The sequence below is a fragment of the Actinoplanes sp. NPDC023801 genome (assembly GCF_040639655.1).
In the GTDB taxonomy this organism is placed as follows: domain Bacteria; phylum Actinomycetota; class Actinomycetes; order Mycobacteriales; family Micromonosporaceae; genus Actinoplanes.
The window spans coordinates 24555-38055 of the sequence record NZ_JBFAAI010000043.1 but is presented as its reverse complement, the minus strand read 5'-3'; the positions used below and the strand labels follow the sequence as shown (position 1 = coordinate 38055).

The following is a 13501-nucleotide window of genomic DNA, read 5'->3' as shown; positions in this document are numbered from 1 at the left end:
CGTTCGCGCATCGGCTGCCGGGCTGCCGGTGGCCGGCCGTTGTGTGCCAGGCATGCCACCGGTCGCCGAGGTGGCCGGGGAGGTACCGGCCGGCGTCTGCGTTCCCGGCTTGGGTACCGCGGCGCGACCCGTTGCCCGAACCGTTGCCGTACCGGAGCCCGATCCGCTGCCGGAACCGGTGGCGCTCGAACCTCCTGCCGAGGAGGTCCTGCCCGCCAGCGTTGCTCCGGCCGGCGGGGTGGCGGCAGGCGTCGGCTTCGGCGTTCCGGCGGAGGACTCTCCACCGGTGGAATGGGCGGCCGCGACGGTTGCCGGCGTCACCTTCGGTGTAGCCGGGGTGGCCTTCGGCGTTGCCGCGACGGTTGCCGGAGTCGGCCTCGGCGTTGCCGGGCCGCCGGAGCCGGCCGATGCGGTCGCCCCGGTGGGTGGCGCGGTCGCCGATCGTGGGGTGTTGTCCGCGGGCGTACGACCGGTGGTGCCCGATGGTGCGGGCGCGGCGGTGCCGGCGGTTCCCGGTACGGCCGGTGACGACGAACTGGTCGTCACCGTGGTGCGGGAACCGGGCCCGGGAGTGACCGTGCTGTGGGCGCCCTTTCCGGGCTCACCCGTGCCCGGCCTGGCCGTGTCGGGCGGCATGGCAGCGGACGACGGGTTCGAGCCCGCCGGTACCGGACCGCTCTCGGACGGCGATGTTCCGCTCGGCGCGCCCTCGGCAGGGGCGCGGCTCGACGCGGGAGGGCCGGGCTTGGGCCGGTTCCGATTCGGGGTGGGCCGGCGTGATTCTGCTCGGCTGCGGTTCGGGGTGCTCATGAGTGCGTCCTGCGCCGGGCCGCGGTCATGATCTCGTTCACGTCGCGGCGGCCACTGGCGATCGCGGCATCCGGGGTGGGCGGTACCGCCTGCTCCACCTCACGCTTTCCGGCGAGTGCGGCGATTCCGGCGCCGCAGAACAGCACCACCGCCACGATGAGCGCGGCGGCCCAGACCGGCATGATCAGTGACAGGGCCGCGCCCGCGGTGACCAGCAGCGCGCCGACGCCGTACAGGGCGATCACCCCGGCTCCGCCCAGCAGGCCCGCGCCCTTGCCGGCCTTCTTACCCTTCTCGGTCATCTCGAGACGAGCGAGTGCCAGTTCATCACGTACCAGCGTGGTCACCTGCTCACTGAGCTGGCTCACCAGTTCCGCGGTCGATTGATCGGTTCGTGCGTCTGTGTGGGTCATCGTCCCCTCCGTCCTGCACGGTTGTCCTTGCACTCGTACCCACACCAATCCTGACTAATCGCCCGTGCTCAGGGCGCGGGAATCCGGTAAGTGCAGGTGAATCCCGGGGCCGGAGCCGCGGCGATCTCTGTCGTCCGTCACCGCGCCGCGCACCGCCCTGGGCCATCGACGGCAGTTCCCAGCCGGGAGCCGTGCGGCCGGTAGGTGATCGAAAAACGTCATTGATGACGTCAAGGAACCCGTGAGATCGCCGCGGACGCCCGCGAGGCCAGGCCGGTACGGAGCCCCATGCCGAGGAGCGGCGGGAAGGCCGGCTGCGGACGCCGGGAGGGTCGGAGGGCCAGTCATCACGAAGGGGTCGGCCGGCCTCGCGCGCCGGTGAGCGCAAGGACGGCTTCGTCATGCCGGAGCGGGTGCCAGCAGATCGGCCGGACGGGCACGCCGGCGATGCGGATGACCGCTCTGGTGATGCCGATGGCCTTGCGGGTGTGGTGAACGCGGGTGCGGTGGGCGCGGCAAGCGTTTCCGGGCGCCGGTAACGGCGAATGACCGTTATGCGGCTTCAGTCTGGCGGGGGTCCGCTTTACGGGAGCGCTGGACGGGTATAACGGTGCGCATGCCTGATGCGCCCGTGCTGCTCGCCGAACGGTACCGGCTGGGCGCGAGCCTGGGCCGCGGAGGAATGGGGCAGGTGTTCCTGGCCCGTGACGAGACCCTGCAACGGGACGTCGCGATCAAGGAGATCGACCGGCCGCTCGGCAGCGACGGCGACGCGGCGGCGGCGCGGCGCACGCTCCGGGAGGCGCGGGCGGCGGCGCGGATCAATCACCCCAACGTCGTTCAGGTGTACGACGTACTGCAGCTCGACGACCGCACCTGGATCGTCATGGAGTACGTGCCGAGCCGGTCGCTCCGTGAGGAGATCGCCGAACAGGGGTCGCTCGATCCGTACCGGGTGGCCCGCATCGGACTCGAACTGCTCGGAGCCCTGCGCACCGCCCATCGGCTCGGGGTCGAGCACCGGGACGTGAAGCCGGCGAACGTGCTGCTCACCGATGACGGCCGGGTGTTGCTCACCGACTTCGGGATCGCGGCCGTCGACGACGACGCGGTGATCAGCCGGTCCGACGTCCTGGTCGGTTCGCCGCAGTTCATGGCGCCGGAGCGCGCGCAGGGCACCTCGAGCGGACCGGAGGCGGACCTGTGGTCGCTCGGCGCCACCCTCTACGCGGCGATCGAGGGCCACGCGCCCTACCAGCGCGGTTCGACCATGGCGACGCTCGCCGCGCTCGCCACCGAGGAGCCGGACCCGCCGGTGCAGGCCGGCCCCCTGCGGCCGCTGCTCGACGGCCTGCTCCGCAAGGACCCGGCCACCCGGATGGCCGCCGAGGACGCCGAGAGCCTGGCCCGCGAGATCATCGCCGAGTTGACCGGCGAGCCCGAGCCGTCGTCTCCAGCACCGCGTAAGCCCGGCGGCCTGGCCGGACTGGCGGCGAGCATCCCGGCGGCGTTCCGGATACCACGTCCCCGGTACTCCGGCGATCCGTCCGGCGGCGCCGGCGACTCCGGTCGCGGCTCGTCCGGAGACGGGGGAAGGGCTGGACGTTCCGAAGGTCCTGGAGGCGCCTCAGAGGCGCCCGTCCCATCCACTCAGTCCGGGCCGTCTGCTGATCGGGGCGTAGCGGCCGTGCCCACGCCCACGCCCACGCCAACGCCCGCACCCACGGCTTCGGCTTCGGCTTCGGAGGAGCATCCTGAGTCCGCCAGGGATGCGGGCGAGGCCGCGTCCGGGGTTCCGGGTACCGCGGTCGGCGAGGACGGCCGGGGCGTCGAGGGGAAGAAGGCTGACGGTTCCGCTGAGGCGGGACTCGCTCCGACGATCGCGGAACCCGAGGCCGCGGGCACTGCGGCGGCGCATGTGGGCGGCGCCGAACTGTCTTCGACGCCCGCACGCGACGCCGACACAGTTCCCGGCACCAACATCCACCGCGCAGCCGACACCAACGTCGACAGCGACGCCAACACCAGCGTCGACACGAACCAAAGCAGCGGCACCGAAGCCAACGGTGGCACCGACACCGACCTCAGTACCGAAGCCAACGGTGGCACCGACACCGACCTCAGTACCGAAGCCAACGACGGTACCGAAGCCAACGGCGGTACCGAAACCGGCCGCACTACCGAAACCGGCCGCGGTACCGAAGCCAACGGCGGTACCGAAGCCGGCCGCACTACCGAAACCAACGCAGGTGCCGACTCGAACCTCGGTACCGACACCCACGTCGGTACCGGCGCCGCGACCGGCGAATCTGCTGCCGCCGGGCCGGCCGCCGGCGCCGGATCGGGTGGCGGGGAAGCTGTTGCGGCCAGCGGTGTCGCCACGGGCGTGCCGGCCGCTCACGAATCGGCGGCGGTTCCTGACGACGAGCCGGTGGCGCGGCCCGCCACGGCTTTCGCCCCGCGGCCGCAGCGTTCACACGTACCGGATGATGAACCGACTGCGGTGACCGGAAAGGATCGGCCGAACCGCCGGGGTCTGCTGATCGGCGCCGGTGCCCTGGCCGTCGTGATCGCCGCCGGGGCCACCTGGGCGATGTCGGGAGATCCGGAGGATCCGAAGGCGAATCCGCAGCCGAACCCGTCGGCGACCGCCACTTCGGCCGGTCCGGCCGCGACGTCCGGAGGGCCGCCGGCGGATGCGGTGCAGCAGCCGCCCGCGAGCCCTTCCAGCGTGCCGAGTGCGACTCCGAGTACGAGCGCATCGGGAGGCACCGGTCAGAACGGTGGCGGCCGTCCGCCGCTTCCGGCCGGCTGGAAGGAGTACCGGGACGCTACCGGCTTCTCGGTGTACGTGCCCGAGGGCTGGGCGAAGTCGCAGGAGGGTTCGATCGTCTACTTCCGTAAGAGCGGCAAGATCCTCGGCATCGACCAGACCGACGATCCGAGGCCGGATCCGGTCAAGGACTGGCGTACGCAGGCGCGGACCCGGGTGCGGGGCGGTGACTTCGTCAACTACCAGGAGGTGGGCATCAAGCCGGTGGACTACTTCCGCAAGGCCGCCGACTGGGAGTTCCTGCACACCCGGGACGGGGTGCGCAAGCACGTCAACAACCGCGGCACCGTAATCTCCGACGACAAGGCGTACGGCTTCTTCTGGGAGACGCCGGAGTCCGAGTGGGCCGCCTCCCGCGACGACCTGAAACTGATCTTCGACAGCTTCCAGCCGGCGAAATGAGCCCTGGGCGGAACAGGCCGGCGAGCTGAGGCCGACAAACAGTCGGCTGAGTGCGGCGGTGCGAACATCCGCCGGGCGAACATCCGGCTGGGTCATCCTCCGGCTAGGCGAACAGTCGGCTGGGCGAACAGTCGGCTGGGCGGACAGTCGGCTGAGGTAAGCCCCGACGAACCGCTCAGTCGCGGTCGTGCCGGATGCCGAGCAGGCGGTTCGCGTTGATCGCGACGTGGAACGGATCGTCGAGCATCAGCGTCTCGTCGCCCTTCGCCATCGCGTAGGTGTGGTATCCGCCGGCCTCCAGGCGGAAGAGCGTGAGAGTGACGGACTCGTAGTTCGTCATCTCCGGCTCGATCAACAGGTACCACTTGATCTTCGCGCTGGCATAGAGCTCCTTCTTGAGTACGCGGTCCATGGTGACGTTGCTCGGTGAGGTGATCTCGCACGCCAGTAGGACATCGGTCGCGTCGGTGACGGTGACGACCCTGGGTCCACGCGAGAGGATGAGATCGGGTTGCATGACCGTGCCGGCTGACAACCGGACGTTGACGTCGAGCCGCACCCAGACACCGGCGTCGTCGCCTCCGGGCAGTAACGCCGCGTACAGGCGTCCGCTGATGTCCCGGTGTGGCGCGTTGGGTCGTGGGCTCACCCAGAGGCTCCCGTCGAGCAGCTCGATTCGATGGTTGGTCTCGTCGAGCGCCAGGAACTCGTCCTCGGTCCAGGGGCTTGTCTGGTCATCCAGGGAGGACTTCGTCATGGGCAGAGGGTCGCATGCGCTCATGGCGTTATGGTCGCATGACGCGTTGTCAGACGTCAACATGTCATGGTTCAACGGGGAACGGTCTGCCCCGCCGCCCGGGCTGCCTCCGCCAGGCGCTCGGCCACGTCGGCGTGGTCGGCGGCGACGAGTCCGACGGTCACTCGCAGGTGGGGTGGCGTGCCCGTCCCGACCATGAAGGCGTTGCCCGCGGCGGCGCCGATGCCGGCGCTGGCGAGGCTCAGCAGGGCCGCCTGTTCGTCGGCCACCGGCAGCCACAGGTTCAGGCCTTCGCCGGGAGGTAGCTCGATCCCCGCCGTGGCGAGACCGGAAATGATCAGTCGCCGGCGCCGGGCGTATTCGTCGCGGGCGGCGGACACCGCCGCGATCGACGACGGATCGGTCAGCAGGGTGAGCAGCAGGCGCTGCAGGAGCCGGCTGGTCCAGCCCTGCCCGAGAAGGCGTCGTTCCAGGATCGGGTCGAGCACGGTGGCCGGGCCGCTCACCGCGGCGAGTCGCAGGTCGGGGCCGTGGGACTTGGAGAAACTGCGCACGTGGACGGTCTGCCGGGGCAGGTGCGCGCCGAGGGACAGCAGCGGCCCGGAGGACAGGTCGCCGGCCGAGTCGTCCTCCACCACGTACACGGAAGGGTGTGCGGAGAGGACCTCGGCGAGGGCGCCGGCCCGCGACGGTGACCACGACGCGCCGGTGGGGTTGAGGGCGCGGGGCTGGAGGAAGACCGCGGCGGGCCGCCGGGTCAGGGCGGCGGCGAGCCGGTCGGGAAGCATGCCGTGGGCGTCGGTGGCGACACCTGCGACGCGGACGCCGAGGGTGTCGAGGAGGTCTAGCAGCGGCGGGAAGCACGGATTCTCGACGAGGGCCAGTTCGCCGAGCCTCAGCAGTCCGGTCGCCACGTGGTCGACCGCGTCCATCGCCCCGTCGAAGATCGCAAGACGCTCGGGCGGGTACGGCCACCGCTCCCGCAGCAGTGCCCCGAGCTCGGGAAGCACCGGCTCGTCGAGGTAGCTGCTGGGGGCGGGCGAGAGGCCGTGCAGCGCGGGCACCGGTGGCAGCAATGCCGGGTCCGGCACGCCGGTGGAGAGGTCGAGCCCGAAACCCGAAGTTCTGCGCAGCGCGGCCCGATAACGACCGGGACCGCCGGCGCCGGGGGTGGCGACGACCGTGCCCCGCCGGCCGTCGGTGCGAATGGTGCCGGCCCGTCGCAGCAGCTGCCACGCCGAGTTGACGGTGCTGGGGGAGAGGTGCAGCTCACCGGCGACCGCGCGTACCGGCGGCAGTTTGGTGCCGGCCGCCAGCGCGCCTTCACCGACCGCGCGGCTGACCGCCTCGGCGAGCCCGCGGGCACTGGCGTCGGACAGTCGTTCCGTGACGGCCTGGTAAAACATTATGTGACAGTACAATCGGATCATTGTTCGGTCTAGAGTCGTCACATAATCTCAGTGCATGAATCACATCGCGCACTGGATCGGCGGGGCCGAGACCGCAGGCACTTCCGGCCGGGTCGGCCCGGTCTTCAACCCCGCCACCGGCGAGCAGATCGCCGAGGTGGATCTCGCGAGCGGAGCCGAGATCGGCGAAGCGGTGCGGAGCGCCAAGGAGGCGGCCCGGAGCTGGCGGGAGGCGAGTCTGTCCAGGCGGTCCGCCGTCCTGTTCAAGTTCCGTGAGCTCCTCGCCTCGCGCAGCGGCGAGCTGGCCGCGATCGTCACGCGCGAGCACGGCAAGGTGCTTGCCGACGCGGCCGGCGAGATCGCCCGCGGCCTGGAGAACGTCGAGTTCGCCACCGGTATCCCGCACCTGATGAAGGGCGGCTTCTCCGAGCAGGCCGCCACCGGCGTCGACGTCTACTCGATCCGCCAGCCGCTCGGTGTGGTAGCCGGCATCACCCCGTTCAACTTCCCGGCCATGGTGCCGCTGTGGATGTGCGCCACCGCGATCGCCGCCGGCAACGCGTTCGTGCTCAAGCCCAGTGAGAAGGACCCCTCGGCCGCACTGTGGCTGGCGCGGTTGTGGCAGGAGGCCGGCCTGCCGGACGGTGTGTTCACCGTCGTCAACGGTGACAAGGAGGCGGTCGACGCCCTCCTCACCCACCCCGACATCGCGGCGGTCAGCTTCGTCGGCTCGACCCCGATCGCCAGGTACATCTACGAGACCGGTACCGCGCACGGCAAGCGGGTGCAGGCCCTCGGCGGTGCCAAGAACCACATGATCGTGCTGCCGGACGCCGAGCTCGACGCGGCCGCCGACGCCGCGATCAGCGCGGGCTACGGCGCGGCCGGCGAACGCTGCATGGCGATCTCCGTGGTGGTCGCGGTCGGCGACATCGCCGGCCCGCTGGTCGAGGCGATCGCCGCGCGACTTCCGAAGATCAGGATCGGTGACGGTACGGACCCGGCGTCCGAGATGGGCCCGCTGATCAGCGCCCAGCACCGGGACAAGGTCGCCGGCTACATCGAGGCCGGTGCCGTGCAGGGCGCGACCGTCGTCGCCGACGGCCGTTCCGCCGACCTGCCGGAGAACGGCTTCTTCCTGGGGGCGACGCTGCTCGACAACGTCACGCCGCAGATGACGGTCTACACCGACGAGATCTTCGGGCCGGTGCTCAGCGTGGTCCGCGTGGACACGTACGCCGAGGCCCTGAAGCTGGTCAACGACAACGAGTACGGCAACGGCACCGCCATCTTCACCCGGGACGGCGGCGCGGCCCGGCAGTTCCAGTTCGACGTCGACGCCGGCATGGTCGGCGTGAACGTGCCGATCCCGGTGCCGGTCGCCTACTACTCCTTCGGGGGCTGGAAGGCGTCGCTGTTCGGCGACACCCACATGTACGGCCCGGACGGCATCCACTTCTACACCCGCAGCAAGGTCGTCACCTCGCGCTGGCCGGACCCGGGAACGTCGTCGGTCGACCTCGGCTTCCCGCAGACTCGATAAGGACGCTTGACGTGAGCAACGAATCGCAGGTGCGCGCGGACGACCGCACCCACGTGTTCCATTCCTGGTCGGCGCAGGGCCTGATCGACCCGCTGCCGGTCGAGAGGGCCGAGGGGTCCCACTTCTGGGACTACTCGGGCCGCCGGTATCTGGACTTCTCGTCCCAGCTCGTCAACATGAACATCGGGCATCAGCATCCGAGGCTCGTCGCGGCGATCCAGGAGCAGGCGGCCAAGCTCTGCACCATTCAGCCGGCCTTCGCCAACGACAAGCGCGGCGAGGCGGCGCGGATGATCGCCGAGATCGCGCCGGCCGACCTGAACAAGGTGTTCTTCACCAACGGCGGCGCCGAGGCGAACGAGAACGCGATCCGGATGGCGCGTCTGCACACCGGCCGGCAGAAGGTGCTCTCCACCTATCGCAGCTACCACGGGTCGACGGCCACCGCGATCACGGCCACCGGCGACCCGCGGCGCTGGCCGAACGAGCCGGTGGCGATCGGGGTCGTGCACTTCTGGGGCCCGTACCCCTATCGGTCGCCGTTCTACTCCGACAGCCCCGAGCAGGAGACCCAGCGGGCTCTCCAGCATCTGCGGGACACGGTCGTGTTCGAGGGCCCGGCCACGATCGCCGCGATCCTGCTCGAGACCGTGGTCGGTACGAACGGCATCCTGGTGCCGCCGCCCGGCTACCTGGCCGGGGTGCGCCAGATCTGCGACGAGTTCGGCATCGTGTTCATCGCCGACGAGGTGATGGCCGGTTTCGGCCGGTGCGGCGAGTGGTTCGCGATCGACCGGTGGGGCGTCGCCCCCGACCTGATCACCTTCGCCAAGGGCGTCAACTCGGGCTATCTGCCGCTGGGCGGTGTGGTGATCTCCGACGCGATCGCCGAGACGTTCCGGGAGCGCCCCTTCCCGGGTGGCCTCACCTACTCCGGGCACCCGCTGGCCTGTGCGTCCGCGGTGGCCAGCATGCAGATCTTCAAGGAGGAGGGGATCGTCGAGCACGCCCGCGCACTCGGCGACGACATCATCGGTCCGTCACTCGCCGCGATGCGCGACAGGCACCCCAGCGTCGGCGACGTGCGTGGCCTGGGAGTGTTCTGGGCGATCGAACTGGTCACGAACAAGGACACCAGGGCACCTCTGGTACCGTTCAACGCCGCCGGACCCGCCGCCGCGCCGATGAACGCGGTCGCCGCGGCCTGCAAGGAACGGGGCCTCTGGCCCTTCGTCCACTTCAACCGGCTCCACGTCGTGCCGCCGTGCACGATCACCGCGGAAGAGCTCCGCGAAGGACTGGCCATCATCGACGAGGCCCTCACCGTGGCCGACGAATACAGCGCCTAAAACGTCGGATTGCGTAGCTGAAACGGGGTCGGATCTTCTGATTCCGTTTCAGCTTTGGAAATTACTTCGGATTCCCTTGCTAGCGCGCTCGCCTGTGTGACAGGGTCCCTCCAGTCCGGGTGAGATCGCCCTTGACCGGAAGGCCAAAACTGCTGTGAGCACCCCTGTTCCCGTGCTGCGCAACTTCGTCGCCGGGTCCTATACCGACACCGAGGACGGGCTCACGTCCGCGGTGATCGACCCCAGCACCGGGGAGGCCTACGCAGCGGCGCCGGTCTCGTCGGCGCGGGACGTCGAGAAGGCAGTGGCCGCGGCTGCCGAGGGTTTCGAGGTCTGGCGGGACAGCACCCCGGCCGAGCGCCAGCGCGCGCTGCTGCGGATCGCCGACGCCGTCGAGGCGCGGGCCGAGGAGATCATCGCGGCCGAGGTGCGCAACACCGGCAAGCCGGTGGAGGCGACCCGCCAGGAGGAAATGGGCCCGCTCCTGGACGAGCTGCGGTTCTTCGCCGGGGCGGCGCGCATTCTGGAGGGCAAGTCGGCGGGGGAGTACCTGCGCGACCACACTTCTTTCGTACGCCGTGAGCCGATCGGCGTCTGCGCACAGATCACCCCGTGGAACTATCCGATGGTGATGGGTGTGTGGAAGTTCGCCCCGGCGATCGCGGCCGGCAACGCGGTCGTGCTGAAGCCCTCGGACACCACCCCGGTCAGCACCCTGCTCCTGGCCGAGATCGCGAACGAGTTCCTGCCGCCGGGCGTGCTCAACGTGGTCTGCGGCGACCGGGACACCGGCCGCGCCCTGGTCACCCACCCGACCCCGCAGTTCGTCTCGATCACCGGCTCGACGCGGGCCGGCATGGAGGTCGCCGCGGCCGCCGCACCCGACCTCAAGCGGGTCCACCTTGAGCTCGGCGGCAAGGCGCCGGTCGTGGTCTTCGACGACGTCGACATCGCCGCCACGGCCGCCGCGATCGCCGGCGCCGGTTACTTCAACGCCGGCCAGGACTGCACCGCCGCCACCCGCGTGCTGGTGCACGAACGGATCGCGGCCGACTTCACCGCGGCGCTGGCCGAGGCCGCCAGAGGCACGAAGGTCGGCGCGCCGAGCGACACCGACGCCTACTTCGGCCCGGTCAACAACGTGAACCAGCTGGACCGGGTCGCCGGCTTCCTGAACCGCACCCCGGACCATGCCGAGGTGGTGGCGGGCGGGCACCGCGTGGGCGACCGCGGTTACTTCTTCGCGCCGACCGTCGTGGCCGGTCTGCGCCAGCAGGACGAGATGATCCAGGACGAGATCTTCGGCCCGGTCGTCACGGTGCAGACCTTCACCGGCGAGGACGAGGCCGTCCGGTTCGCCAACGACGTCCGGTTCGGGCTGAGCGCCAGCATCTGGACCCAGAACCACGGCCGGGCCATGCGGGTGTCCCGCCGTCTGGATTTCGGCGCCGTGTGGATCAACACGCACCTGCCCTTCGTCTCCGAGATGCCGCACGGCGGATACGGTCACTCCGGTTACGGCAAGGATCTCTCGATGTACGGGTTCGAGGAATACACCCGTATCAAGCACGTGATGAGCTTCAACGACACCCCCGCCCAGAGGTGATAGATGACCACTCCTCCCTCCACGCCGGCCGCACATCCGGCGATCGAGTTCGCCGGCGTGCGCAAGGACTACCTGTCGCACGGTGAGGCGGTGCCCGCCGTCAAGAGCCTGGACCTGGCGATCGGACAGGGGGAGTTCTTCTCGCTGCTCGGGCCGTCCGGCTGCGGCAAGACGACCACGATGCGGATGATCGCCGGCTTCGAGGAGCCGACCGCGGGCAAGGTGTTCCTCGACGGCAAGGACGTGACCGGGGTCGCGCCGAACAAGCGCGACGTCAACATGGTCTTCCAGTCGTACGCCCTCTTCCCGCATCTGACCGTGCAGCAGAACGTGGCCTTCGGCCTGGAGCGCCGCAAGGTCGCCAAGGCGGAGATCAAGCGGCGGGTCGGCGAGATGCTCGAGATCGTCTCGCTGACCGGCATGGAGCGGCGGCAGCCCAAGGAGATGTCCGGCGGTCAGCAGCAGCGGGTCGCGCTGGCCCGGGCACTGGTCAACCACCCGCGGGCGTTGCTGCTCGACGAGCCGCTCGGCGCGCTCGACCTCAAGCTGCGCCAGCAGATGCAGATCGAGCTCAAGCGGATCCAGCGCGAGGTCGGGATCACATTCGTCTACGTGACCCACGACCAGGGTGAGGCGCTCACCATGTCGGACCGGATCGCGGTGATGAACGGCGGCCTGATCGAGCAGCTCGGCTCGCCCCGCGACATCTACGAGCGCCCGGCGTCCCGGTTCGTCGCCGGTTTCATCGGCACCTCCAACATCATCGACGGCCGGGTCAGCTGGTCCGATCAGGGTTTCGCGGTGCTCGACAAGGGTCCGGGCGAGCGGATCGTGGTGCCGGTTCCGGCCGGTGTCGCGGTGGGCCGGGACATCGAGGTCTCCATCCGCCCCGAGAAGATCGATCTGCACCGGACGGTCCCCGCCGACGTCAGCGGCAGTCTCCTCTCCGGTGTGGTCTCCGAGGTCGTGTACCACGGGACATCGACGAATTACACAGTGGCGACCTCCGCTGGAACCGACTTCGTGGTGTTCGATCAGAATGCTCACGATGCAGAGGACGTCGCGTCTCGCGGTGAGCGCGTCTTCCTCACTTGGGCCCCGCAGCACTCGTACCCGATCGGAGTCTGATGTTCCCCACCGATAAGCCGAGCCCTTCCCTCCTGCGAGGAATGACGCAGTCGCGGTTCGGCCGCCGTGAGGCGTTGCGCCTCGGCGGATTGTCGGCGATGGGCGCGTTCCTCGCCGCCTGTGGCGTGGAGGGCAAGGGCAAGCCGCAGGCCAGCATTGCCCCCGACGCCGTCGCCAAGTTCTGGGGCGGCAAGACCCAGAAGGGTCAGCTGAACTTCGCCAACTGGCCGCTCTACATGGACCCGAAGCAGCCCGAACTGAAGAAGTTCACCCAGAAGACCGGCATCAAGGTGAAGTACGACGAGGTCATCCAGGAGATGGGCCCGTGGTTCGCCAAGGTGCAGCCGCAGCTGTCCGCCGGACAGTCGATCGGTTACGACCTGATGGTCATCACCAACTCGATCCAGTTCGGTCAGTTCCGTGACTCGGGCTTCCTGGCGCCGCTGGACCACTCGAAGCTGCCCAACTACGCCGCCAACGCGGCCAAGTCGTACGCCGCCTCCTCGTACGACCCGGGCAACGTCTTCAGCATCCCGTACGCGTCCGGCATCACCGGTATCGCCTACGACCCGTCCAAGATCAAGGAACCGGTCACCAGCCTCGCCGACCTGTGGAACCCGAAGTACAAGGGCAAGGTCGGCATGTTCCGCGACCTGCAGGAGCTCGGCAACTTCGGTCTGCTCGCGGCCGGCCTCGACCCGTCCAAGTCGGACGAGAACGCGTGGAAGACGGCGGCGGCCAAGCTCAAGGAGCAGAAGGACGCCGGCATCGTCCGCAACTACTACGACCAGGGCTACGTCGACGCGCTCGGCAAGGGTGAGGTCTGGATCACCCAAGCCTGGTCGGGTGACATCTTCCAGAAGAACGTCTCCGACGGCACGAACTTCAAGTTCGTGATCCCGTCCGAGGGCGGCACGATCTGGACCGACAACATGGCCATCCCGATCACCGCGCAGAACCCGGTCGACGCCATCACGCTGATGGACTTCCTGTACGACCTGGAGAACGCCACCACGCTGGCCGAGTACATCAACTACGTGTGCCCCGTCCCCGCCGCCCAGGCGCAGATGAAGAAGCACGCGGCCGCGGCCACCGGTGAGGACAAGCAGTTCCTGCTCTCGGTCGCCGACAGCCCGCTGGTCTTCCCGGGCGACGCCGAGTACAAGCGGCTGCACTACTACGTCAACTTCAACACCGCTGAGGAGAAGAACGACTTCGAGCGGGTGTTCCAACCGATCGTGCTGGGGTGAT

At 69.6% G+C, this 13501-nt stretch carries 10 protein-coding genes; 7 read left to right on the top strand and 3 right to left on the bottom strand.

Annotated features, from left to right (window positions below):
* The first annotated feature begins 52 nt into the window (after positions 1-52).
* Positions 53-841 carry a hypothetical protein gene (locus tag AB0G04_RS41345; protein WP_360995275.1) on the top strand — a complete coding sequence of 263 codons (789 nt, stop codon included), beginning with the start codon at positions 53-55 and terminating at the stop codon, positions 839-841.
* Here AB0G04_RS41345 and AB0G04_RS41340 read toward each other — a convergent pair.
* Positions 807-1223 carry a phage holin family protein gene (locus AB0G04_RS41340; RefSeq protein WP_360995273.1) on the bottom strand — a complete coding sequence of 139 codons (417 nt, stop codon included), beginning with the start codon at positions 1221-1223 and terminating at the stop codon, positions 807-809. The two genes, AB0G04_RS41345 and AB0G04_RS41340, sit on opposite strands and share 35 nt — an antisense overlap.
* 616 nt (positions 1224-1839) lie before the next feature.
* Between AB0G04_RS41340 and AB0G04_RS41335 the strand changes: the two genes are divergently transcribed.
* Positions 1840-4458, top strand: coding sequence for a serine/threonine-protein kinase (locus AB0G04_RS41335; RefSeq protein WP_360995270.1), 2619 nt, complete (start codon positions 1840-1842; stop codon positions 4456-4458).
* 175 nt (positions 4459-4633) lie between these two features.
* Here the strand turns inward: AB0G04_RS41335 and AB0G04_RS41330 are convergent, their stop codons facing one another.
* Together AB0G04_RS41330 and AB0G04_RS41325 are read right to left on the bottom strand one after the other, a co-directional pair.
* A complete protein-coding gene (locus AB0G04_RS41330) occupies positions 4634-5215 on the bottom strand; it encodes a Uma2 family endonuclease (protein WP_360995267.1) in 582 nt (193 codons plus the stop codon).
* Positions 5216-5286: 71 nt separating this feature from the next.
* Positions 5287-6621: an aminotransferase class I/II-fold pyridoxal phosphate-dependent enzyme gene (locus AB0G04_RS41325; protein ID WP_360995264.1), complete on the bottom strand. Its 1335-nt coding sequence runs from the start codon at positions 6619-6621 to the stop codon at positions 5287-5289.
* 58 nt (positions 6622-6679) lie between these two features.
* On the opposite strand from AB0G04_RS41325, the gene AB0G04_RS41320 reads away from it, so the two are divergent.
* From AB0G04_RS41320 to AB0G04_RS41300, 5 genes are all read left to right on the top strand, one after another.
* Positions 6680-8167 carry a CoA-acylating methylmalonate-semialdehyde dehydrogenase gene (locus tag AB0G04_RS41320; protein ID WP_360995261.1) on the top strand — a complete coding sequence of 496 codons (1488 nt, stop codon included), beginning with the start codon at positions 6680-6682 and terminating at the stop codon, positions 8165-8167.
* Positions 8168-8178: 11 nt separating this feature from the next.
* Positions 8179-9516, top strand: a complete 1338-nt coding sequence (locus AB0G04_RS41315) for an aspartate aminotransferase family protein (RefSeq protein WP_360995259.1) — start codon at positions 8179-8181, stop codon at positions 9514-9516.
* Positions 9517-9670: 154 nt separating this feature from the next.
* Positions 9671-11122 carry a gamma-aminobutyraldehyde dehydrogenase gene (locus tag AB0G04_RS41310; RefSeq protein ID WP_360995256.1) on the top strand — a complete coding sequence of 484 codons (1452 nt, stop codon included), beginning with the start codon at positions 9671-9673 and terminating at the stop codon, positions 11120-11122.
* Between the two features lie 3 nt (positions 11123-11125).
* Complete coding sequence (locus AB0G04_RS41305; protein WP_360995253.1) at positions 11126-12250, top strand: ABC transporter ATP-binding protein; 1125 nt, start codon at positions 11126-11128, stop codon at positions 12248-12250.
* A gap of 41 nt (positions 12251-12291) precedes the next feature.
* Positions 12292-13500, top strand: coding sequence for a spermidine/putrescine ABC transporter substrate-binding protein (locus AB0G04_RS41300; RefSeq protein WP_360995250.1), 1209 nt, complete (start codon positions 12292-12294; stop codon positions 13498-13500).
* Position 13501: the final 1 nt, after the last annotated feature.

Bases quoted from the DNA above. Each gene is read 5' to 3' on its own strand.
- AB0G04_RS41345 (WP_360995275.1), top strand. From the start codon at position 53: ATGCCACCGGTCGCCGAGGTGGCCGGGGAGGTACCGGCCGGCGTCTGC.
- AB0G04_RS41340 (WP_360995273.1), bottom strand. From the start codon at position 1,223: ATGACCCACACAGACGCACGAACCGATCAATCGACCGCGGAACTGGTG.
- AB0G04_RS41335 (WP_360995270.1), top strand. From the start codon at position 1,840: ATGCCTGATGCGCCCGTGCTGCTCGCCGAACGGTACCGGCTGGGCGCG.
- AB0G04_RS41330 (WP_360995267.1), bottom strand. From the start codon at position 5,215: ATGACGAAGTCCTCCCTGGATGACCAGACAAGCCCCTGGACCGAGGAC.
- AB0G04_RS41325 (WP_360995264.1), bottom strand. From the start codon at position 6,621: ATGTTTTACCAGGCCGTCACGGAACGACTGTCCGACGCCAGTGCCCGC.
- AB0G04_RS41320 (WP_360995261.1), top strand. From the start codon at position 6,680: ATGAATCACATCGCGCACTGGATCGGCGGGGCCGAGACCGCAGGCACT.
- AB0G04_RS41305 (WP_360995253.1), top strand. From the start codon at position 11,126: ATGACCACTCCTCCCTCCACGCCGGCCGCACATCCGGCGATCGAGTTC.
- AB0G04_RS41300 (WP_360995250.1), top strand. From the start codon at position 12,292: ATGACGCAGTCGCGGTTCGGCCGCCGTGAGGCGTTGCGCCTCGGCGGA.